21 protein-coding genes and 1 pseudogene are annotated in these 21,977 nt (G+C 71.4%); 8 read left to right on the plus strand and 14 right to left on the minus strand.

Features of this window, described 5'->3' with window-relative positions; genetic code table 11:
• Positions 1-140: 140 nt before the first annotated feature.
• The 7 genes from speB to ACFUC1_RS14865 all read right to left on the minus strand — a co-directional run bounded on the left by speB (position 141) and on the right by ACFUC1_RS14865 (position 8,277).
• The gene (gene speB, locus ACFUC1_RS14835; RefSeq protein ID WP_379121078.1) at positions 141-1,280 is read right to left on the minus strand and encodes an agmatinase; all 1,140 of its coding nucleotides are present in this window, start codon (positions 1,278-1,280) and stop codon (positions 141-143) included.
• Positions 1,281-1,362: 82 nt separating this feature from the next.
• The gene (locus ACFUC1_RS14840; protein ID WP_379121080.1) at positions 1,363-2,640 is read right to left on the minus strand and encodes a saccharopine dehydrogenase family protein; all 1,278 of its coding nucleotides are present in this window, start codon (positions 2,638-2,640) and stop codon (positions 1,363-1,365) included.
• A 6-nt stretch (positions 2,641-2,646) separates the two neighbouring features.
• Positions 2,647-3,438 carry an ABC transporter permease gene (locus ACFUC1_RS14845; protein ID WP_379121082.1) on the minus strand — a complete coding sequence of 264 codons (792 nt, stop codon included), beginning with the start codon at positions 3,436-3,438 and terminating at the stop codon, positions 2,647-2,649.
• Positions 3,438-4,349: an ABC transporter permease gene (locus ACFUC1_RS14850; RefSeq protein WP_379121084.1), complete on the minus strand. Its 912-nt coding sequence runs from the start codon at positions 4,347-4,349 to the stop codon at positions 3,438-3,440. Before ACFUC1_RS14850 ends, ACFUC1_RS14845 begins: the two co-directional genes overlap by 1 nt.
• Positions 4,342-5,427, minus strand: coding sequence for an ABC transporter ATP-binding protein (locus ACFUC1_RS14855; protein ID WP_379121117.1), 1,086 nt, complete (start codon positions 5,425-5,427; stop codon positions 4,342-4,344). Before ACFUC1_RS14855 ends, ACFUC1_RS14850 begins: the two co-directional genes overlap by 8 nt.
• A 72-nt stretch (positions 5,428-5,499) precedes the next feature.
• Positions 5,500-6,723 (minus strand): spermidine/putrescine ABC transporter substrate-binding protein, encoded by a 1,224-nt coding sequence (locus tag ACFUC1_RS14860; protein ID WP_379121086.1) that lies wholly within the window; start codon positions 6,721-6,723, stop codon positions 5,500-5,502.
• 105 nt (positions 6,724-6,828) lie between these two features.
• Complete coding sequence (locus ACFUC1_RS14865) at positions 6,829-8,277, minus strand: gamma-aminobutyraldehyde dehydrogenase (RefSeq protein WP_379121088.1); 1,449 nt, start codon at positions 8,275-8,277, stop codon at positions 6,829-6,831.
• Between the two features lie 172 nt (positions 8,278-8,449).
• Here ACFUC1_RS14865 and ACFUC1_RS14870 point away from each other — a divergent pair, with 172 nt between their 5' ends.
• From ACFUC1_RS14870 to ACFUC1_RS14895, 6 genes and pseudogenes are all read left to right on the plus strand, one after another.
• On the plus strand, positions 8,450-8,935 hold the full coding sequence (locus ACFUC1_RS14870; protein ID WP_379121090.1) for an Lrp/AsnC family transcriptional regulator: 486 nt from the start codon (positions 8,450-8,452) through the stop codon (positions 8,933-8,935).
• Positions 8,932-10,371 (plus strand): aspartate aminotransferase family protein, encoded by a 1,440-nt coding sequence (locus ACFUC1_RS14875; RefSeq protein WP_379121092.1) that lies wholly within the window; start codon positions 8,932-8,934, stop codon positions 10,369-10,371. Before ACFUC1_RS14870 ends, ACFUC1_RS14875 begins: the two co-directional genes overlap by 4 nt.
• 151 nt (positions 10,372-10,522) lie before the next feature.
• Positions 10,523-10,789 (plus strand): annotated as a pseudogene (locus ACFUC1_RS14880) (FAD-dependent oxidoreductase); the annotation flags it as partial.
• Between the two features lie 83 nt (positions 10,790-10,872).
• A complete protein-coding gene (locus ACFUC1_RS14885; RefSeq protein ID WP_379121094.1) occupies positions 10,873-11,790 on the plus strand; it encodes an NAD(P)/FAD-dependent oxidoreductase in 918 nt (305 codons plus the stop codon).
• A gap of 14 nt (positions 11,791-11,804) precedes the next feature.
• The gene (locus ACFUC1_RS14890; RefSeq protein ID WP_379121096.1) at positions 11,805-12,194 is read left to right on the plus strand and encodes a pyridoxamine 5'-phosphate oxidase family protein; all 390 of its coding nucleotides are present in this window, start codon (positions 11,805-11,807) and stop codon (positions 12,192-12,194) included.
• 22 nt (positions 12,195-12,216) lie between these two features.
• Positions 12,217-13,329: an LOG family protein gene (locus ACFUC1_RS14895; RefSeq protein WP_379121098.1), complete on the plus strand. Its 1,113-nt coding sequence runs from the start codon at positions 12,217-12,219 to the stop codon at positions 13,327-13,329.
• 108 nt (positions 13,330-13,437) lie between these two features.
• On the opposite strand, the gene purU is transcribed toward ACFUC1_RS14895, so the two are convergent.
• The 6 genes from purU to ACFUC1_RS14925 all read right to left on the minus strand — a co-directional run bounded on the left by purU (position 13,438) and on the right by ACFUC1_RS14925 (position 18,676).
• On the minus strand, positions 13,438-14,325 hold the full coding sequence (gene purU / locus ACFUC1_RS14900) for a formyltetrahydrofolate deformylase (RefSeq protein ID WP_379121100.1): 888 nt from the start codon (positions 14,323-14,325) through the stop codon (positions 13,438-13,440).
• An 86-nt stretch (positions 14,326-14,411) separates the two neighbouring features.
• On the minus strand, positions 14,412-15,617 hold the full coding sequence (gene rlmN / locus ACFUC1_RS14905) for a 23S rRNA (adenine(2503)-C(2))-methyltransferase RlmN (RefSeq protein ID WP_379121102.1): 1,206 nt from the start codon (positions 15,615-15,617) through the stop codon (positions 14,412-14,414).
• Positions 15,614-16,534, minus strand: a complete 921-nt coding sequence (locus ACFUC1_RS14910; RefSeq protein WP_379121104.1) for a phosphatidate cytidylyltransferase — start codon at positions 16,532-16,534, stop codon at positions 15,614-15,616. The genes rlmN and ACFUC1_RS14910 overlap by 4 nt, the downstream gene beginning before the upstream one ends.
• Before the next feature lie 30 nt (positions 16,535-16,564).
• The gene (frr, locus tag ACFUC1_RS14915; protein WP_379121106.1) at positions 16,565-17,122 is read right to left on the minus strand and encodes a ribosome recycling factor; all 558 of its coding nucleotides are present in this window, start codon (positions 17,120-17,122) and stop codon (positions 16,565-16,567) included.
• A 79-nt stretch (positions 17,123-17,201) separates the two neighbouring features.
• Complete coding sequence (gene pyrH, locus ACFUC1_RS14920; protein WP_310155459.1) at positions 17,202-17,954, minus strand: UMP kinase; 753 nt, start codon at positions 17,952-17,954, stop codon at positions 17,202-17,204.
• A gap of 56 nt (positions 17,955-18,010) precedes the next feature.
• Entirely contained in the window at positions 18,011-18,676 is a 666-nt protein-coding gene (locus ACFUC1_RS14925; RefSeq protein ID WP_379121109.1) for a maleylpyruvate isomerase N-terminal domain-containing protein, read from the minus strand.
• Between the two features lie 51 nt (positions 18,677-18,727).
• Between ACFUC1_RS14925 and ACFUC1_RS14930 the strand changes: the two genes are divergently transcribed.
• Both ACFUC1_RS14930 and ACFUC1_RS14935 read left to right on the plus strand, forming a co-directional pair.
• Complete coding sequence (locus ACFUC1_RS14930; protein ID WP_379121111.1) at positions 18,728-20,689, plus strand: M13 family metallopeptidase; 1,962 nt, start codon at positions 18,728-18,730, stop codon at positions 20,687-20,689.
• 148 nt (positions 20,690-20,837) lie between these two features.
• Positions 20,838-21,515, plus strand: coding sequence for an antibiotic biosynthesis monooxygenase (locus ACFUC1_RS14935; protein ID WP_379121113.1), 678 nt, complete (start codon positions 20,838-20,840; stop codon positions 21,513-21,515).
• Here ACFUC1_RS14935 and ACFUC1_RS14940 read toward each other — a convergent pair.
• Positions 21,512-21,697: a heme biosynthesis protein HemY gene (locus tag ACFUC1_RS14940; RefSeq protein ID WP_379121115.1), complete on the minus strand. Its 186-nt coding sequence runs from the start codon at positions 21,695-21,697 to the stop codon at positions 21,512-21,514. The genes ACFUC1_RS14935 and ACFUC1_RS14940 overlap by 4 nt on opposite strands.
• Between the last annotated feature and the right edge of the window lie 280 nt (positions 21,698-21,977).

The following is a 21,977-nucleotide window of genomic DNA, read 5'->3' on the forward strand; positions in this document are numbered from 1 at the left end:
ATCCGCCACGTGGGTGATCGTCGCCCCGCTCGAGGGGTCCTCCACCGCGATCGTCGCCCCATCGGAGGAGTCCCGCCACGACCCCCCGATCAACAGGCCCTTCGGCACGGACTCGATGAGCGACTTCTGGTTCAGGGCCATCAGCGGGTGCCTCCGTCGTGCGTAGCGGTGTCTGTGTCGGTGGAGCCGGGGGCGGTGCCGGCCGGCGCCGCGTCGTGGGTCTCGTGCGTGTGGTGGTGCGGGATGTGGCCCTGCGGGATGGCCGCGTTGCGCCCTGAGAGCAGGGGCAGCGAGGGGTCCCACCGGGTCCCCTCGCGCTCGTCCTGCCGCCTGCGGGCGATCGCCGACAGCGCCTCGAGCACCACCCGGTTGGCGAGCGCCGCGGTGATGTCGGCGTGGTCGTAGGGCGGGCTGACCTCGACGACGTCCATCCCGACGACGGGCAGCTCGAGGCAGATCCGGCGCACCGAGTCGAGCAGCTCCCGGGCGCTGAGGCCGCCGGGCTCCGGGGTGCCCGTCCCGGGTGCGTGCCCGGGGTCGCATACGTCGATGTCGACGGACAGGAAGACGCCCTCGCACTCGTCGGTGGCGATGGTGAACGCCTCGCTGAGGCACTCCTGCAGCCCGCGGTGCACGATCTCGGTCATCTCGAACGAGCGCATCTGCTGACCGGCCATCCAGTCGAGCGTCTCCGGCGGCGGCCAGTAGCCGCGCAGGCCGACCTGCAGGAAGCGGTCGCCGCGCAACGCGCCGGACTCGATCAGCCGGCGCATGGGCTGGCCGTGGCCCCACAGCGACCCGAACTCGATGTCACCGGTGTCCGCGTGGGCGTCGAAGTGGATCATCGACACGCGACCGTGGCCCAGGACGTTCGCCACGCCCTTGGCGTCCGGGTAGGCGATCGAGTGGTCGCCACCGAGGACGACCGGGATCGCGCCGGCGCGGGCCACCTTCTCGACCGCCGCCTCGAGCGCGGGCAGTGCGACCTCGATGTCGCCGGAGTACATCTCCACGTCCCCGGCGTCGACGACCTTGAGGTCGACGAGGCCGTCGGTGCGCAGGGCGAGCGAGGGCCGCGAGCCGTCGTGCGGGAGGTAGTCGGTCATCCGGATGGCCTGCGGGCCGAACCGGGTCCCGGGCCGGTGGGAGGTGCCGCCGTCGAAGGGGGCACCGAGGACGACGACGTCGGCGCCGGCATACGTGCTCTCGTCGTCGAGGTCGCAACGGTCCACGCCCAGGAAGGTGAAGTCGGGGCCGTACTGCTGCCCGTAGCGCGTCATGGTGCCGACCCTATGCCTGCCCCGCGGCGGCCGCCCCGGGCGGCCGACCGTACCTCGGGAATGCCGTGTGGTGCAGGCACGGTCAGCGTTCCTCCGTCGCCCAGGGCGAGCCGTAACCCTCCGGCTTGGGCGCGGCGAGCAGGTCGAGGAACGGGACGGCGTCGAACGCCTCGGGGCCCTTGACGCCGCTGCCCGACCACACGCCGGTCGCGAGCAGCTCGAGGGCGACCACGGGGTTGACCGCGGTCTGCCACACGACGCACTGGGCACCGTACTCGCGCATCGTCTCCTCGTTGTCGGACACGTGGTAGAGGTACGTGCGCCGGGGCTGCCCGTCCTTGCCGGTGCCGGTCACGAGCACGCCCGCGCAGGTCTTCCCCTTCATCCGTGGCCCGATGGTCGCCGGGTCGGGAAGCACCGCGGCCACGACGTCGCGCGGCGACACCTCGACGCCCTTGACCCGCACCGGGTCGGTGCGGTCCAGGCCGAGCGTGTGCAGGGTCCGCAGGATGGTGATGAGCTCCTCGCCGAGGCCGTACTTGAAGGTCACCCGATCGGCGTCGAGCCAGCGCGGCATGAGGAGGACCTCCTCGTGCTCGACGTGGACGCACTCCACCGGGCCGATGCCCTCGGGGAAGTCGAAGACCTCGGGCTCGCTGAAGGCGGGAAGGGTGAAGAACCCCGCCTCGAGGTCACCGCCGGCTGCCTCGGCCCGCGCCCGCTCCCAGACGACGGGCGGGTTGAGGCACTCCTCGATGATGGTCCACATCGAGAAGCCGGGGGCGAAGGTCTCGTTGCCGTCCTCGTCGTACACGGCCAGGTTGGCCCCGTCGCGCGTACCGAGCTCCTCGACCCGCGAGAACAGGTGGTCCGAGGCGTACCGGGCGAAGACGTCGGAGAGGCCCGGCTCCACTCCCATGCCGAGCAGCGCCAGCCGCCCGGCGGACTCCCACTCCCCCGCCGTCGCGAGCTGCTCGTCACCGAGCTTCACGTGCGTCTTGGCGTACGGCTCCTGCGGGTGCCGCTGCGACAGGCTCATGGCCATGTCGAGGTAGTCGGCACCGGCGGCCAGCGCGCCGCGGAAGATCGGCATGACGAAGCGGGGGTCGACGGCGTTGAAGACGTGCGTCGCGCCGTGCTCCGTGGCCAGCGCCGCGACCGCGGCGTCGTCGGAGGCGTCCACCTGGGCCGCGATGAGACGGGTCTCGCCCGCCCTGCGCGCCGACGCCTCGGCCACGGTGCGCTGCGCCCGCGACAGGTCGTAGTCGGCGACCACGAGGACCTCGAAGAAGTCGCGCTCGACCGCGATGCGCGCGGCGGCGTCACCGACGCCACCGGCGCCGATCATGAGGATGCGCACGGGTTCCTATGCCTTCCTGGCCCTGCGGCGGGAGATGAGCTGCGCGGACAGGACGATCCCCACGGACAGCACGAACATGACCGTGCCGACGACGTTGATCTGCACGGGGGTGCCACGCTGCGCCGCACCCCAGACGTACATCGGGAAGGTCACCGAGCTCGGGCTCGCGTTGAAGTTGGTGATGATGTAGTCGTCGAAGCTGAGCGAGAACGCCAGCAGCGCGCCGGCCGCGATGCCGGGCGCGACCAGCGGCAGCGTCACCTTCATGAACGTCGCCACGGGCGTCGCACCGAGGTCGGCAGCCGCCTCCTCCAGCCGCGGGTCGAGCGAGGCCACCCGGGCCTTGACGGCCACGACGACGAAGCTGACGCAGAACATGATGTGCGCGATGAGGATGGCGAGCGCACCCGTGGACAGCCCCATCATCACGAAGAGGGTCAGCAGGCTCGAGCCCATGACCACCTCGGGGGTGGCCATCGGCATGAAGATGAGCAGGTTCGTCGTCGCCCGGCCACGGAAGCGGAACCGGCCGAGCGCGAACGCGACCATCGTGCCGAGGATCGTCGCCACGACCGACGCGGTGATGCCGATGCGCAGGCTGAGCCCGAGCGAGTCGCAGATCCCCGGCGTGCCGCACGGGTTCGCCCAGGCGTCGGTGGAGAAACGCACCCACTGGTAGTTGTAGCGCCCGTTCGGCTTGTTGAACGAGAACAGGGCGACGACCACGTTGGGCAGCAGCAGGATGAACAGCGTGACCATCGCGACGAAGGTCAGCAGGTTGCGTCGGACCCAGGCCATCAGACGAGCTCCTCGGTTCCGGCTCGCCGCACGTAGGCGGTCACGAGCGTGAGGATCAGGACGAGCAGGACGAACGACAACGCCGCGGCCAGCGGGTAGTTGAGCACCCGCAGGAACTGCGCGTCGATGACCTGGCCGATCATCACCGTCTGGGTGTTCCCGAGGAGCTTGGAGTTGATGTAGTCGCCCGCCGCAGGGATGAAGGTGAGGAGCGTGCCGGCCACGACACCGGGCAGCGACAGCGGCCACGTGACATACCGGAACGTCTCGCGCGGCGTGGCGTACAGGTCACCCGCCGCCTCGAGGAGGCGGCCGTCGAGCCGGTCCAGCGAGGTGAACAGCGGCAGGATCATGAACGGCAGGAAGTTGTACGTCAGCCCGCAGATGACCGCGAACTTGCTCGACAGCAGCGAGGAGTTCTCCGACAGGTTGAGCAGCTGCAGGAGGTCGGTGAAGTGGATGGCCCGGGCTATCCGGGCCGGCAGGTAGTCGTCCGCGAGGATCGTCTGCCATGCCAGCGTGCGGATCAGGAAGCTGGTGAAGAACGGCGCGATCACCAGGACCAGCAGGATGTTCTTCCACGCGCTGCGGCGGCTGGCGATGAAGTAGGCGAGCGGGTAGCCGAGCAGCAGGGCCAGCACGGTCGCCGTGGCGGAGTAGCCGACCGACCGGAGCAGCTGGGGCCAGTAGTCCTGCAGCGCCTGGCCGTAGATCGCGACGTTGCCCGTGAAGGTGTAGCCGTTGTCGACGTCGCCCTCCTGGAGGGACTGCGACGCCAGCGTGATCATCGGCACGACGAAGAAGACGAACAGCCACAGCAGGCCGGGCAGCAGCAGGGCGTAGGGCACCCAGTTGACGCGCGCCCTGCGGGTCGGGGGCGGGCCCGCGGACGGCAGGGCCGCGCTACTCATCGTCGAGGTCCGCGCCGGCGGTGTCGGACTGCCGCTGGTCCAGGACGAACTCGTGCCCCGGGTCCCAGGACACGGTCACCGTCTCCCCGACGTGCGCCCGGGCCGAGCCGTCGTTCTGCTGCACGACCATGAGCTCGAAGTCCCACGGCATGCGGACGAGGTACTGCGTCGACACGCCGGTGAAGGACGCGTCCGTCACCACGCCCCGGAGGGTGTTGCGACCGCTGTCGCCGAGGCGCAGCTTCTCGGGGCGCACCCCGACCCAGACGTCTCGTATGCCGTCCGGCACGCGGTCCGTGCGGACGACCAGCTCCTGGTCGTGGGTCCGCGCGCGGAGCAGGCCTTCGCCGGCGTCGCCCTCGATCTGCGCGCGCAGCAGGTTGGACTGTCCGAGGAAGTTCGCGACGAAGGTCGAGGCCGGGTTCTCGTACAGCGTCGCGGGGTCCGCGAGCTGCTCGACCACGCCCTGGTTCATGACCGCGATGGAGTCCGCCATGGTCATGGCCTCCTCCTGGTCGTGGGTCACGTGGATGAAGGTGAGGCCGACCTCCTGCTGGATCCGCTTGAGCTCGATCTGCATCTGCCTGCGGAGCTTGAGGTCGAGCGCACCGAGCGGCTCGTCGAGCAGCAGGACGTCGGGACGGTTGACGATGGCCCGGGCCAGGGCGACGCGCTGCTGCATGCCGCCGGAGAGCTGGGCGGGCTTCTTCCCGGCCACGGCCTGCAGCTGCACCAGCTCGAGCGCCTCCTGCGCCTTGCGCCGGGCGTCCTTGTCACCACGGCGCTTGAGGCCGAAGGCGACGTTCTCCGCCACGGTCATGTGCGGGAAGAGCGCGTAGGACTGGAAGACCGTGTTGACGTTGCGCTTGTACGCCTTCAGGTCGGTGATGTCCCGGTCGCCGATGAGGATCTTCCCCGTCGTCGGGTCCTCGAGGCCGGCGACCATGCGCAGCGTCGTCGTCTTGCCGCAGCCCGACGGGCCGAGCAGGGCGAAGAAGCTGCCAGCCGGGACGGTGAGGTCCATCGGCTGCACCGCCGTGAACGTGTCGAACACCTTGCTCACTCCGACGAGGCGCAGGTCCTCGACGGTGTCCCGGGGCGCCGACCGGGGACGGGCGGAGTCGGGGCTCTGGAGCGTCTCGACCACGGCTCAGCCCGCCGTGAGCTCGGCGAAGGCCGCGCTGTACTTGGTCTCCTCCGCTGCCGTGAGCCCCCGGAACACGTGGGCGTTCGCCAGCGTGGCGGCGTCGGGGATGATCAGCGGGTTGCTGGCCACCTTCGGGTCCTCCTTCTGCAGCACCTCCTTGGTGCCCTGGACCGGTGAGATGTAGTTGACGTAGTCCACGACCTTCGCCATGACGGCGGGGTCGTAGTAGTAGTTGATGAGCACCTCGGCGTTCTTCTTGTGCTTGGCCATCGCCGGGATGACGAAGTTGTCCGACCACAGCGTCGCCCCGGTCTTGGGCAGGGTGTACCCGAGCTTGGGGTTGTCCGCCTGGAGCTGGACGACGTCACCGGTCCAGGCGAAGCACGCAGCCGTGTCACCCGACGCCAGCGGCTTGGTGTACTCGTTGCCGGTGAAGCCCTTGATCTGGCCGGCTTCCTTGGCCTTCTTCAGCTCGTCGATCGCGGCGTTGAAGTCGGCGTCGGTGAAGCTCTCGATCTTCTTGCCCATCGCGAGCATGACCAGCCCGACCGTGTCGCGCATCTCGGTGAGCAGCGTGACCTTGCCCTTGAGGGCCGGGTCGGTCAGCAGCTGGTCGACCGACTCGATCTTCTTGCCGCCGGTCGCCGCCGGGTTGTAGGCGATGCCGGCGAACCCGCTCTGCCAGGGCAGGGAGTACAGGCGGCCCTTGTCGAACTCGACGTTGAGGAGCGAACCCTCGACGTTCTTGTGGTTCGGGATGTTCGCGAGGTCGAACTTCTGGACGTAGCCCTGGCGGATGAGGCGCGCGACCATCCAGTCGGTGCTGACCCAGACGTCACGGCCGGTGTCCTTCCCGTCCGCGAGAAGCGGCCGCACCTTGGCGTAGAACTCGTCGTTGTCGTTGTAGTCCTCGGTGTAGTTGACCTTGATGCCGGTCTGCTTGGTGAAGGCCACGAGGCTGGGGCGGGCCTGCGTCTTGTCGTCGACGTCGATGTACTCGGGCCAGTTCGACCAGTTGATGACCTTCTCGGTCGCCGACATGTCCTGGGCGGCCTTGGCGGTGGGCGTGGCCGAGGCGGAGCCGGAGGCAGTGGGGGCCTTGCCCTTGCTGCCGCAGGCGGCCAGCGCGAGTGCGATCGCACCGGCACCGCCGGCCATCGCCGTGCGCCGGGTGACCATCCCGCGGGCGAGGGCCGCACGCAGGGCGAGGTTGTCGAGTTCGGTCATCGGGACCTCCGAGGGGTCTACCGGCCGGAGTGGACCTCACGGCCGGGTGGGGGGACGGGTCGGACAGGGGCGTCCGGGGCGGGGGTGGGCCTGGGTTGGGGTCGGTCAGCTCTCGATGTTGGCCATGACGTGCTTGATGCGCGTGTAGTCCTCGAAGCCGTACATGGACAGGTCCTTGCCGTAGCCGCTGCGCTTGAAGCCGCCGTGCGGCATCTCGGCCACGATCGGGATGTGGGTGTTGATCCACACCGCGCCGAAGTCCAGGCGCTTGGACATGCGCATCGCACGCCCGAAGTCCCGGGTCCAGACGCTGGAGGCCAGGCCGTAGTCGACGCCGTTGGCCCAGCGCACGGCCTCGTCCTCGTCGCTGAAGCGCTGCACGGTGATGACCGGCCCGAAGATCTCGTTCTGGATCGCCTCGTCGTCCTGCTTCAGCCCCGACAGGACGGTGGGCTCCAGGAAGAAGCCGTCGCCGAGCGAGGCCACGCGGTGGCCGCCGGCCGCGACGGTCGCGTGGTCGGGCAGCCGCTCGAGGAAGCCCTGGACGCGCTGGAGCTGGTTGGCGTTGTTGACCGGGCCGAGGGCGGCGTCCTCGTCGTCGGGCATCCCGACCTTGGTGGAGGTGCTGGCGAACTCGGCCAGCGCGGACACGAAGTCGTCGTGGATCCGGGGGGCGGCGAGCACGCGGGTCGCGGCCGTGCAGTCCTGGCCGGCGTTGAAGTATCCGGCGCCCGCGATGCCCTCGACCGCCGCCTCGATGTCGGCGTCGTCGAAGACCACGACCGGCGCCTTGCCGCCGAGCTCGAGGTGCACGCGCTTGACGTCGTGCGAGGCAGCCTCGGCGACCTGCATGCCGGCGCGCACGGAGCCGGTGATGGCCACCAGGGCGGGCGTCCGGTGCGACACCACCGCACGGCCGGTGGAGGCGTCACCGGTGACGACGTTGAAGGTGCCCGCGGGGAGGAACTCCGAGGCGATCTCCGCCATGAGCAGGGTGGTCTCGGGGGTGGTGTCCGAGGGCTTGAGGACGATGGTGTTGCCGGCGGCGAGCGCCGGGCCGATCTTCCAGACCGCCATCATCATCGGGTAGTTCCAGGGGGTGACCTGGCCGACGACTCCGATGGGCTCGCGCCGGATCCACGACGTGTGGCCCTTCATGTACTCCCCCGCCGACTTGCCCTCGAGCACCCGGGCCGCGCCGGCGAAGAACCGCAGCTGGTCCACCATCGGCGGGACCTCCTCGCTGGCGGTCAGGGCGTGCGGCTTGCCCGTGTTCTCGCCCTCGAGGCGGACGAACTCGTCAGCGCGCCGCTCGATGGCGTCGGCGAAGTCGAGCAGCGCCTTCTGGCGCTCGCTGGGCGTGGTCTGGCCCCACTCGGCGAAGGCGGCGTCAGCGGCGGCATACGCGCGGTCGACGTCCGCCTGGGACGACACGGGGGCGGTGGCGACGACCTGCGCCGTCGCGGGGTTCACGATGTCCGTCGTCGCGTCCGACTCGGCGTCGACGTACTCGCCGTTGATGAAGTTGCGCAGGACGCGGGGCGTCGAGGTCACAGAGCACTCCCGAGGGGTTCGGTGCGGATTCCGGTGTCTGGAACTGTAACCACATCACGCGTGATTTCAATAGGTTCGGAGGACCCGATCGCTGAAATCAACACGGATTTAACAAATGGACGACGGAATCCGTTGTCGGGGGACTTGCGGACCGTCCCCCCGAGACGCAACGATGTCGGGCGTGACCCGCTCCCCGAACCACTCCCACGAGGCGCGCCTCGATGACGTCGCGAAGGCGATCATCGAGCACCTCCAGGAGGACGGGCGGCAGCCGTACGCGACCATCGCCAAGGCCGTCGGGCTGTCCGAGGCGGCGGTGCGACAGCGCGTGCAGCGGCTCCTGGACTCCGGCGTCATGCAGATCGTCGCGGTGACCGACCCCCTCCAGGTGGGCTTCCGCCGCCAGGCGATGATCGGCATCCGCGTCGACGGCGACCTCACCGGTGTGGGCGAGGCGCTGACCCGGATGCCCGAGGTCGACTACGTCGTCACCACCGCCGGCAGCTTCGACCTGCTGGCCGAGGTCGTGTGCGAGGACGACGACCAGCTCCTCGAGCTGCTCACCAAGCGGGTGCGGACCCTCCCTGGGGTCCAGTCCACCGAGACGTTCGTCTACCTGAAACTCAACAAGCAGCACTACAACTGGGGTACCCGATGACCACTGAGCCCACTGCCGCCTACGAACCGTCGTCCGACCTGCGCACGCCGTCCGGCGCCCTCTACTCGGAGGCCGCCCGCGACCACCTGTGGATGCACTTCACGCGGCACTCGGTCTTCGAGGACCGCAGCGAGGGCGGCCTGGCCCACAGCGTCCCCATCATCGTCCGCGGCGAGGGCCACAAGATCTGGGACGACCGGGGCAACGAGTACATCGACGGCCTCGCCGGGCTCTTCGTCGTCCAGGTCGGCCACGGCCGCACCGAGCTCGCCGAGGCGGCGGCCAAGCAGGCCAAGGACCTCGCGTTCTTCCCGCTGTGGTCCTACGCCCACCCCAAGGCCATCGAGCTCGCCGAACGCCTCGCGGCCGGCGCCCCGGGCGACCTCAACCGCGTCTTCTTCACGACCGGTGGTGGCGAGGCCGTCGAGACCGCCTGGAAGCTCGCCAAGCAGTACTGGAAGCTCGTCGGCAAGCCCACCAAGCACAAGGTGATCTCGCGCTCCGTGGCCTACCACGGCACACCGCAGGGAGCGCTGTCGATCACCGGCATCCCGGCGGCCAAGGAGATGTTCGAGCCGCTGGTGCCGGGTGCCTTCAAGGTCCCGAACACCAACTCCTACCGGGCGCCCGAGCACCTGCGTGACGACGACAAGGCGTTCGGCCGCTGGGCCGCCGACCGGATCGCCGAGGCCATCGAGTTCGAGGGCCCCGACACCGTCGCCGCCGTCTTCCTCGAGCCGGTCCAGAACTCCGGCGGCTGCTTCCCGCCGCCGCCCGGGTACTTCGAGCGGGTGCGCGAGATCTGCGACGAGTACGACGTCCTGCTCGTGTCCGACGAGGTCATCTGCGCGTTCGGCCGGATCGGCTCGATGTTCGCGTGCGACGACTTCAACTACGTGCCCGACATCATCACCTGCGCCAAGGGCATGACCTCCGGCTACTCCCCGATCGGCGCCATGATCGCCAGCGACCGGCTGTTCGAGCCGTTCAAGAAGGGCACGACCTACTTCCCGCACGGGTACACCTTCGGTGGGCACCCGGTGTCGGCCGCGGTCGCGATGGAGAACCTCGACATCTTCGAGCGCGAGGGCCTCAACGACCACGTCAAGGAGAACGCCCCGCGGTTCCGGGCCACCCTGGAGAAGCTGCTCGACCTGCCGATCGTCGGCGACGTCCGCGGCGCCGGGTACTTCTACGGCATCGAGCTCGTCAAGGACAAGGAGACCCGCGAGACGTTCAACGACGACGAGTCCGAGCGGCTCCTGCGCGGCTACCTCTCCAAGGCGCTCTTCGACGCCGGCATCTACTGCCGCGCCGACGACCGCGGCGACCCGGTCATCCAGCTCGCGCCGCCGCTGATCATCGGCCAGGCGGAGTTCGACGACATCGAGAGCCGGCTGCGGTCGGTCCTCAAGGACGCCGAGAAGCACCTCTGACGGCCCCCCTCCCTCCGACACCGGGACCCGCGTGACCGAGCCCCTGTGGTGGGCGACCGCCACACCCGACCCGTATGCCGCGCAGCCGGTTCCGTCATCCGTGACGGGACCGGTTGCTGCGGACCTGCCGGCCGCCGCCGACGTCGTCGTCGTGGGTGGCGGCTTCACCGGACTGTGGACGGCGTTCTACCTCCTGGCGGCCGAGCCCTCGCTCGACGTCGTCGTGCTCGAGGCCGAGCACGTCGGCTTCGGGGCGAGCGGTCGCAACGGCGGCTGGGTGTCGGCGTTGTGGCCGGTGCCGCCGGAGGCACTCGCCCGCCGGTCGGGTCGTACCGGGGCCCACGCCATGCTGGCCGCCCTGCGCGACACCGTCGACGAGGTCGGGCGCGCCACGGAATCCGTGGACCTCGACTGCGGGTTCCGCAAGGGCGGCACGCTCTCGCTGGCCCGGTCGTCGGCGCAGGCCGAGCGTGGCCGTGCCGACGTGCGGCACTCCGACGAGTGGGACATGGGGACCCGCTGGCTCGACCAGGTGAGGCGCGCGAACGGCTGGCCGCGACCGACGTCCACGGCGCAACGTTCAACCCGCACTGCGCCCGCGTGCACCCACGTCGGCTGGCCGACGGCCTCGCCCGCGCGGTCCGAGGACGCGGGGCTCGGGTGCTGGAGCACTCCCGGGTCGCCGACATCGCCCCAGGCCGCGTGGTCCTCGAGGACGGCCGAACCGTGGCGGCCCGCCACGTCATCCGCGCCACCGAGGCCTGGACGGCGCGACTGCCCGGCCACCGCCGCGTGGTGGCGCCCGTCTACTCGCTCATGGTGGCGACCGAGCCGCTGGGGCCCGATGCCTGGGACTCGATAGGCCTCACCCGGCACGAGGTCTTCAGCGACCACAGGCACGTCATCGTCTACGGGCAGCGCACCGTCGACGACCGGATCGCGTTCGGTGGCAGGGGCGCCCCGTACCACTTCGGCTCCCGCATCCGGCCCGGGTACGACCACGAGGAACGGGTGTTCGCCGACCTGCGCGCCACCCTCACCGCGATGCTGCCGCAGCTCAGCGGGGTGCGCTTCACCCATGCCTGGGGCGGCCCGCTGGGCATCGCCCGCGACTGGCACCCCTCCGTCGGGTACGACCCCGGGACGGGTCTGGGGTGGGCCGGAGGCTACGTCGGTGACGGCGTCGCCGCGACCAACCTGGCCGGCCGCACGCTCGCGGACCTCGTCCTGGGGCGCCGGACCCCGCTCACCGAGCTGCCGTGGGTCGGCCACCGCAGCCGCCGCTGGGAGCCCGAGCCGCTGCGCTGGCTCGGCGTCAACGCCGGGCTCCGGCTCGCCTCCGCCGCGGACGCGGAGGAGGCACGCACGGGGCGCCCGGCGCGCCTGGGACGGGCGCTGACCGCGCTGACCGGGCACTAGGACAGACTGGCCGCGTGGCCCTCGACCCCGCAGCCCTGTCCCCCGCCGCGCTCGACTTCCTCACCGAGCGCCACCTCGCGACGTTGACGACCCTGCGCCCCGACGGCTCGCCCCACGTGGTGCCGGTCGGCTTCACCTGGGACGGCGAGCAGCGGCTCGTCCGGGTCATCACCAGCGGGGAGTCCCGCAAGGCGCGCAACGCCGCCCTCGGCGGCCGGGCCGTCGTCTGCCAGGTGGAGGGGCGCCACTGGATCGCCCTGGAGGGCGTGGCGAGCGTGCGCACGGAACCGGAGGCCGTCGCCGACGCCGTGCAGCGGTATGCCGCCCGCTACCGCACGCCCCGTGAGAACCCCGCCCGCGTCGTGGTCGAGATCGCGGTCGACCGCATCCTCGGCAACGTCTGAGCCGGCGACCTACAGTCACCCCGTGGAGCCGGAGGAGATCGAGACCCTCACCGACCTCGAGTCGGCCCTCGACTCCGGCGCGCCGCTGTCCGGGCTGCGCCTGCAGGACCTGGACCTCACGGCATACGAGGACCGGCTGCTGGCGCGCACCGACGTCGCCGGGCTCGTCGTGCTCGGCGGGCGCCTGTCCCCCGCCCTCAACGCCCACCTGGGCAAGCACCACGCGCTGGTCTTCCCCACCGACCCCCGGGCGCCCGTCGACCCCTACCGATCCCGGCTGTACAGCCCCCAGGAGCTGTATGCCGGGCTCGACCAGGGCGGCTACGACGCCACCCCGGACGCCCGCGCCTACCGGTGGACCCGTCGCGGCTCGGTGCGGCACGACGCCTTCGTGACCCTGCTGCGCGCGATCCACGACGACTCGATCACCGACGCGCTGACCGAGTTCATCGCCTTCCGGCCCGTCGTGGGCGTCATGGGCGGGCACGCCCTCGCACGCGGCTCCACCTCGTACGCCCGGGCTGCCGCCTGCGGCCACGCGCTGGCCGGGGCCGGTCTCATGGTCGCCACCGGCGGCGGCCCCGGCGCCATGGAGGCCGCGAACCTCGGCGCCCTGGCGACCGACGGCGCCGCCCTCGCGCAGGCGCTGGACCGGCTGGGGGCCGTCCCGTCCTTCCGCCCCTCGATCACCGAGTGGGCCCGGCTGGCGCTGGAGGTGCGTGAAGGGCTGGGCCGGCGCGACACCCCGGCCAGCATCGGCATCCCCACGTGGTTCTACGGCCACGAGCCGCCCAACGTGTTCTGCGACGCCGTCGCGAAGTACTTCTCCAACGCGATCCGCGAGGACGGCCTGCTGGCGCGGTGCACCGCGGGGCTGGTGGTCCTCGAGGGGGCGGCCGGGACGGTTCAGGAGGTCTTCCAGGCGGTGACGCCGCTGTACTACGCCACCGGCGAGGCCGCCCTGCCCCGGCTCGTGCTCGTCGGCCACGACTACTGGACGGAGACCGTGCCCGTCTGGTCGGCCGTGCAGGCGCTCGGCCGCGGCCGCGGACTCGGGGCCGCCGTCCACCTCGTCGACACCGTCGAGGAGGCCGCCGCCGTCATCGTCGACGGCACGACCCGCCCCACCGCCTGATCCGCTGCGATCCTCGGGCTGTCGTCGTCAGTCGAACCCCCGCGACCGACTCCTCCGCCCTCCGGTCCTCGCTCGCTGGCGCTCGCTGCGATCCTCGGGCTGTCGTCGTCAGTCGAACACGATGGTGCGACGTCCCCGCAGCACCACCCGGTGCTCGGCGTGCCAGCGCAGGGCGCGCGCGAACGCCATCGCCTCCAGCTCCTGGCCGACCGACGCCAGCTCCGCGGGCGTCATCCGGTGGTCCACCCTGCGGAAGTCCTGCTCGATGATCGGGCCCTCGTCGAGGTCCTCGGTGACGTAGTGGGCGGTCGCGCCGATCACCTTCACGCCGCGGTCGTGGGCCTGGGTGTACGGCTTGGCGCCCTTGAAGCTCGGCAGCAGCGAGTGGTGGATGTTGATGATCCGGCCCGGGAAGTCGGCGCACAGCTGCGGCGAGAGGACCTGCATGTACCGCGCCAGCGCGATCGTGTCGGCGTCGTGCTCGCGCACGAGCCGGCGCAGCTCGTCCTCCGCTGCCGGCTTGCTCTCGGGCGTCACGGGGACGTGGTGGAACGGCACCCCGTGCCACGCGGCCAGCTCGCGGAAGTCCTCGTGGTTCGACACGATGGCCGGCACCTCGATCGGCAGGGAGCCGGTCTGGACGCGGAAGAGCACGTCGTTGAGGCAGTGGCCCTGCCGGCTCACCAGCACCAGCACCCGCGGCCGGCGCGAGAGGTCGTGGACCGCGGCCGTCATCGCGAACCGCTGCGCCAGCGGCGCCACGGCCGCCTCCACCTCGGCGACGTCGACGGGCTCCCCTTCGCGGGCCAGGTGCATCCGCAGGTGGAACTCACCGGACGACGCGTCCGCGAACTGCTGGCTGTCGACGATCGTCATCGCCAGGTCGAGCGCCACCCCGGTGACGGCGTGCACGATGCCCCGCTGGTCGGGGCACGAGACGGTGAGGACGAACTCGCGACCGGCGTCGGGACCTGCGGGGGCTGGCTGGTGCTGCACGGCGACAGCGTAGGGCGCACGCTCCACTGGCGTGCCCACCCGTCCACGCCCGCAGGCGGTCCGTCCCGGTGGTCCCCACGGGCGGTCTAGGCGGTCGCCGCCGCGAGCTGGCCGCAGGCGCCGTCGATGTCCTGCCCCCGGGTGTCGCGGATCGTCGTCGGGACGCCGTGGGCGCGCAGCCGCTCGACGAACTGCTGCTCCACGCCGGGTCGCGAGGCGGTCCACTTCGACCCGGGCGTCGGGTTGAGCGGGATCGGGTTGACGTGCACCCAGCCCCGACCCCGGGCGGCCAGCTTCTCGCCGAGCAGGTCCGCGCGCCACGCCTGGTCGTTGATGTCGCGGATCAGCGCGTACTCGATGCTGACGCGGCGGCCGGTGGTCTCGTAGTAGCGGTGCGCGGCGTCGAGGGCCTCGTCCACCTTCCACCGGGTGTTGATCGGCACCAGCTCGTTGCGCAGCTCGTCGTCGGGGGCGTGGAGCGACAGGGCCAGCGTGACGGGGATGCCCTCGCCTGCCAGCTTGTCGATGGCCGGGACGAGCCCGACCGTCGACATCGTGATCCCACGGGCCGACATGCCGAGCCCGTCCGGGGCGGGGTCGGTCATGCGGCGGATCGCGCCGATGGCGGCCCTGTAGTTGGCCAGCGCCTCGCCCATGCCCATGAACACGACGTTCGAGATGCGGGTGGGGCCCGCCACCTCGGCCGGCCCGTCCTCGTCGCCGAGCTCGGCGCCCTCGGAGGCGCCCACGCTGGGAGCCAGGTCGCCGCGCCGCAGCTGCCGCGCGGCATACACGACCTGCTCGACGATCTCGGCGGCGGACATGTTGCGGGTGAGGCCGGCCTGGCCCGTCGCGCAGAACGGGCAGTTCATGCCGCAGCCGGCCTGGCTGGAGATGCAGATGGTGACGCGGCGCGGGTAGCGCATGAGCACCGACTCGACGATCGCACCGTCGTGCAGCCGCCACGCCGACTTGATGGTGGCGCCGGCGTCGGCCGTGCGCTGGACGATGGGGGTGAGCAGCGGCGGGAGCAGGTCGCGGACGAGGTCGTCGCGGATCGCCTTGGGAAGGTCGGTCATCTCCTCCGGCGACTCCACGAGCCGCTCGAAGTAGTGGGTCGACAGCTGCTTGGCGCGGAAGCCCTTGTGGCCGAGGGCCTCGACGGCCTCCTTGCGCTCGGCCGGCGTGAGGTCGGCGAGGTGGCGCGGCGGCTTGCCCCGGCGGGGCGCCGAGAAGGTCAGCTGGCCGGGGCGCGGACGCTCGGTCGTGGGCTCGGGCAGGTCGGCGGTCACGGGACGGCCACCACGAGGACGGCCCACGCGAGGGGCGCGACGAGCAGGAGGGAGTCGAGGCGGTCCATGATGCCGCCGTGGCCGGGGAGGATGTTGCTCATGTCCTTGATGCCGAGGTCTCGCTTGATGGTGGACTCCGTGAGGTCGCCGACGGTGGCGGCGACGGCGGCCGCGGCGCCCAGCGCAGCCCCGGCCCACCAGGGGCCGTCGAGCAGGAGGACGACGGCCACGGCACCGCCGACCACGCAGGTGAGCACCGAGCCGGCGAAGCCCTCCCACGACTTCTTCGGGCTCACCGACGGCGCCATCGGGTGGCGGCCCAACAGCACGCCGAACGCGTAACCGCCGACGTCGCTCAGCACGGTCACGAGGATGAACACCACGACCCGCTGTGCGCCCTTGTCGGCGGCGAGCAGCAGCCCGGCGAAGCCGGCCAGGAAACCCGGGTAGACCGCGACGAGGAACCCGCCCGCGATGTCGCGCACGGCACCCTGCACCCCGTCGGCGACCCGCCACAGCAGGATCCCGACGCAGGTGAGGCCCAGCGTGACCACGAGGGCCTGACCACCCCCGATGTACGCCGAGAGGACCATGCTCACGCCGCCCACGAGGGTGGGCACCAGGGGCACGTGGATCTCGGCGCGGGTCAGGGCCCGCCGCAGCTCCCACACGCCCACCGCGATCGCGGCCGCGACGACGACGAGCATCAGCTCCTTGCGGAAGACCAGCGACGCGATGACGACCGCCCCCAGGCTGACGCCCACGCCGACCGCGGCCGGGAGGTTGCGCCCGGCCCGTGACGGCGCAGAGGACGGAGCCGAGCGCGACGACCCACGACGACCCGGCTCGGGCGCTGGCGCGGGGTCGCTGCCCCGGCCCGCGTCGCGGCGGGCGCTGCGGGACTCGGGGGTGGTCACGGTCGGCTCCACGTCGGGCGGGTGAGCTCCTCAGACCTCGAGGAGCTCGGCCTCCTTGCCCTTGAGCAGCTCGTCCACGGTGTCGACGTACTTCTTGGTCGTGGCGTCGAGCTCCTTCTCGCCACGGGTGCCGTCGTCCTCGCCCACCTCGCCGTCCTTGACGAGCTTGTCGAGCTCGTCCTTGGCCTTGCGGCGGATGTTGCGGATGGAGACCTTGGCCTCCTCGCCCTTGTGGCGCGCGAGCTTGATGTAGTCCCTGCGACGCTCCTCGGTGAGCTGGGGCAGCACGCAGCGGATGACGTTGCCGTCGTTGCTGGGGTTCACGCCGAGGTCGGAGTCACGCAGGGTCTTCTCGATCTCGTGCATCGCCGACTTGTCGAACGGCGTGATGAGGATCGTGCGCGCCTCGGGCGTCTGGAAGGACGCGAGCTGCTGCAGCGGGGTCGGGGCGCCGTAGTAGTCGACGGTGAGCTTGTTGAACATGCCGGGGGTGGCCCGGCCGGTGCGGATGCCCGCGAAGTCCTCCTTGGCGACCTCGACGGCCTTCTCCATCTTCTCCTCGGCCTCGAGAAGGGTTTCCTCGATCATGTCCATGCTCCTTGTCGGGCACCGCGCTGGCGGGCGGCGCCGGGATGTGGTCGGTGTGCCTGGGGGCGGGCTCGGCACGTCACCCGGGGGTGACCAGTGTTCCGATCTTCTCACCACGCAGCGCCCGCACGACGTTGCCCTCACCCTCCATGCCGAACACGACCATGGGCAGCTTGTTGTCCATGCACAGGCTGAAGGCGGCGGCGTCCACGACTCGGAGCCCTCGCTGGAGGGCCTCCTCGTAGGTGATCTCGTCGTACTTGGTGGCGTCGGGGTTGGTGCGCGGGTCGGAGTCGTAGACCCCGTCCACGCCGTTCTTGCTCATGAGCACGGCGTCGCACTTGATCTCCAGCGCCCGCTGGGCGGAGACGGTGTCGGTGGAGAAGTACGGCATGCCGGCACCGGCACCGAAGATGACCACGCGGCCCTTCTCCAGGTGGCGGATCGCCCGGCGCGGGATGTACGGCTCGGCGACCTGGCCCATCGTGATGGCGGTCTGCACCCGCGTCTCGATGCCCTCCTTCTCGAGGAAGTCCTGCAGGGCGAGGCAGTTCATGACGGTGCCCAGCATCCCCATGTAGTCGGCGCGGGTCCGGTCCAGGCCCTGCTGCTGCAGCTCGGCGCCGCGGAAGAAGTTGCCGCCGCCGATGACCACGGCCACCTCGATGCCCTCGCGCACCGACTGGGCGATCTGCCGGGCGACGGCCCGGACGACGTCAGGAGCCAGGCCGATCTTGCCGCCTCCGAACACCTCACCCGAGAGCTTGAGGAGCACCCGGCGGGAGTGCCCCGAGTGCGCGGCGGGTGTGGTCTGCTCGGGCGCAGCGGTCACGGCAGCTCCTTGGGAGTCGTCGGGCGGTCACCGCATGATTCCACACCCGACCGGCCTCAGCCGAACAGCGGGAACCGGGCAGCGTCCGCCCCGAGCAGGGCACGCTCCCCCGCGTCCAGGGCCGTGCGCCCCGTGCCCTTGCGGGCGTAGGTCGCGTCGTCCCAGCCGACGGGGACCGGGTGGCCCAGGAGCCCGTCCAGCACCTCCCGGACGCACCGCAGGGGCGCCGCAGGCGGGCTGGGGGCGTCCGGCAGCCCCGCGGCGAGGTCGAGCCGGTGGACGGCGGCCTCGACCACGAGGGTGTGGACGAAGTCGGCCAGCACCAGCACGTGCCCTTGGGTGGCCACGTGCGCGGCGGGGTCTGCGTGCCGCACGGCGGCCAGCGCCCCCTGCACCGTGTCGGCCCAGTGCCGCAGCAGCCCGGCGGGGCTGGTGTATGCCGCCGCGGCCCGGCGCACGTAGGCCGCGTGGTCGTCGGCGCCCGGCAGGCCCGGCTGCTGGCCGGCCCAGTAGGTCACCCGGTCGGTGTCCGGGGGGCCGGGCCGGGGGTCCGCCAGGGCGACCAGGGCCCGCTGCGCGTCGAGCATCAGGTGGAAGGACAGGTCGAGGACCGTCCAGCCGGGCAGGTCGGTGGGGGTCCGCAGGCCCGTGGCGTCCAGGCTCCCCACCATGTCGAGCGTCTCCTGCCACGCCTGCGCCAGCACGTCCCCCAGGTCCTCCACCCGGGCGAGTCTGGCAGAGTGGCAGCCCACCCACCTGCGAAGGAGCCTTGGATGAGGTCTGGAATCCTGCCCGGTCACCGCGACGAGTCCGTCCGCCCCCAGGACGACCTGTTCCGGCACGCCAACGGCACCTGGGTGGCCCAGACCGAGATCCCCGGCGACCGCGGCCGGTACGGCACCTTCGACATGCTCCGCGAGCAGTCCGACGAGCGTGTGCGCCGGCTCATCGAGCGCGCCGCCGCCGACACCACGGCCGAGCCCGGCTCGGCGACGCGCAAGGTGGGCGACCTCTACAACTCGTTCATGGACGAGGCACTCATAGAGCAGCTCGGCCTCGACCCCGTCCGCGAGCAGCTCGAGCTGATCGGCAAGACCACCGCGACCGACGAGCTCTTCCGTACCATGGGTCGCCTGCAGCGGATCGGCGTCCCGGGCCTGCTCAACATGGGCGTCGCACCGGACGCGAACAACCCCGACGAGTACATCGTCTACCTCGGCCAGGGCGGCCTCGGCCTGCCCGACGAGTCCTACTACCGCGAGGAGCGCCACGCGGCGGTCCGCGAGGCGTACCTGCCGTTCGTCGCCAAGCTGCTCGCGATGGCCGGCATCGGTGACGGCTCCACCGCCGAGGGCTCCCCCGCCGCCGCGGTGGTGGCCCTGGAGACCAAGATCGCCGAGCACCACTGGGACAACGTGGCGACGCGCGACGCGGTCAAGACGTACAACCCGTACAACTTCTACGACCTCGAGGAGCTCGCCCCCGACGTCATGTGGGTGGACTGGGCACGCGGCCTGAAGGCCCGCGACGCCCTCGAGGACGTCGTCGTCGGCGAGCCGAGCTTCCTCGAGGGCGTCTCGACGCTGCTCGACGAGGAGCTGATCGACCACTGGGTCTGGTGGCAGTCCTTCCACCTCCTGCGCTGGGCCGCCCCGCTGCTGAGCAAGGAGTGGGTCGACACCGAGTTCGACTTCACCGGCCGGGTCATCTCCGGGCTGCCGCAGAACCGCGACCGCTGGAAGCGCGGGGTCTCCCTCGTCGAGGGTGCGATCGGCGAGGCGGTGGGCCAGCTGTATGCCGCGGAGTTCTTCCCGCCCGCCGCCAAGGAGCGGATGCTCGAGCTCGTCGGCAACCTCGTCGAGGCGTTCCGGCGCTCGTTCGAGGGACTGGACTGGATGGGCCCGGAGACGCGCGCACAGGCCCTGGAGAAGCTGGCCGCCTTCACGCCCAAGGTCGGCTACCCCGACCGCTGGCGCGACTACTCCTCGCTCGTGATCGACGACGACCTGTTCGGCAACGTGCGCCGGGCGGCGGAGTTCGAGTTCCAGCGCCAGCTCGACAAGCTCGGTGGCCCCATCGACCGGGACGAGTGGCTGATGCTGCCGCAGACGGTCAACGCGTACTACCACCCGCTCATGAACGAGATCGTCTTCCCTGCCGGCATCCTACAGCCGCCGTTCTTCGACATGGACGCCGACGACGCCGTCAACTACGGCGGCATCGGGGCCGTGATCGGCCACGAGATCGGCCACGGCTTCGACGACCAGGGCTCGCGCTACGACGCCAAGGGCGCCCTGCGCGACTGGTGGACCGAGGAGGACCGCAAGCGGTTCGACGAGCGCACCCAGGCGCTGATCGCCCAGTTCGACGAGCTGTCCCCGCTGGCCGCCCCGGACGAGAAGGTCAACGGGGCCCTCACCGTCGGCGAGAACATCGGCGACCTCGGGGGCCTGGCGATCGGCTATGCGGCATACCGCATCGCCACCGAGGGCCAGGAGGTGCCGGTGCTCGACGGGTACACCGGGCCCCAGCGGTTCTTCCTCGGCTGGGCCCAGGTCTGGTCGGGCAAGGCCCGGCCGGAGGAGGCGAAGCGGCTGCTGGCCGTCGACCCGCACTCCCCCACGGAGGTCCGCGCCAACGCGGTGCGCAACTGCGACGAGTTCCACGAGGCGTTCGGCGTCGCCGAGGGCGACGGCATGTGGCTGGCGCCCCAGGACCGCGTGCACATCTTCTGACGCGTCCGGGCTGACGGACGGCCTGACGGACGCAGGCGATTTCGGGCCGACGGCGCCCGGCGCCTACCATGGGGCGGCCCGCGCGACCCCGCGCGGCCGCCCCATCGTCGTGGCCCCGCCGTTTCCGACCCACCCCGCCGGAGGCCCCGTGACCACCCCGTCCCCGTCCGACGACCCCGCCCGCGCCACGAACGGCGCCACGAACAGCCTCGCGCCCTCCGCCGGGCCGCTCACGTCAGCGCCCGACGGTGCCGTCACCGTCGCGATCACGCGGCGGGTCCGGCCCGAGGACTCGGCACTCATGCAGGCCTGGGTGGACGCCGGCACCTCCCTGGCCCGCCGCTTCCCGGGATTCCTCGGCACGGGCTGGGTCCGGCCGTCCGGTGCGTCCGAGGACTGGCACATGCTCTACCGCTTCGACTCGCGGGCGAGCCTGCTCCTCTGGGAGGAGTCCCGCGAGCGCACCCAGTGGCTGCGCTCGGGCAAGGGCCTGGTCGAGCACACCCGCGTCGAGCACCGCACGGGGATCGAGGGCTGGTTCGACGAGCCCTCCAGCCGGACGGCGGTCGACCTGTCGGGGGACGGGCGCGACAGCACGGCACCGCCCGCTCCCCCACGGTGGAAGCAGGCTGTGACGATCTGGGTCGCGTTCTTCCCCACGAACCTGCTCTTCACCTGGCTGCTGACACCGTTCACCCACCTGTGGGCGCTGCCGCTGCGGGTGTTGTTCATGACGGTGCTGCTGACCCCGGTGATGACGTACCTCGTCCTGCCGCAGGTCACCCGGCTGCTCCAGCCGTGGCTGGCGAGGGTGCGCTCGCGCTAGAGGGCGGCGTTCCGGAGCAGGAACTCGGTCTCGGTGTCGCGCCCGCCCTCCGGGTCGGGTGCGTCCGAGGCGGCCTGGGTCGTGACCAGCGCCTCCGGTGGGACCCGGTCCGGCAGCGTCGTGAAGTCCGGCAGCTCGCGGCGCCTCGGCGCCGGGGCCGGGGTGCGCGTCCTCTTCCCCATGACGTGAGTATGCCGGGTGGCCGGCCGCCGTGGATCCCCCAACCTCTGCTAGCAGAGGTTCGTGCCACCCAGCGCAGGGGGGGACCCTCTGCTGAGTGCACCAAGGTCTGCTAGCAGAGGTTCGTGCCACCCAGCGCAGGGCGGACCCTCTGCTGAGGGCACCAGGGTCTGCTAGCAGAGGTTCGTGCCATCGCAGGGGCGCGCGGCAGGGTTCGCGCCAGGCGTGGCCGCGCGGCATACCGGGAACGCCAGCGGGGCCCCTCACCGCGGACGGTGAGGG

The organism is Pedococcus sp. NPDC057267, from assembly GCF_042668795.1.
In the GTDB taxonomy this organism is placed as follows: Bacteria; Actinomycetota; Actinomycetes; order Actinomycetales; family Dermatophilaceae; genus Pedococcus.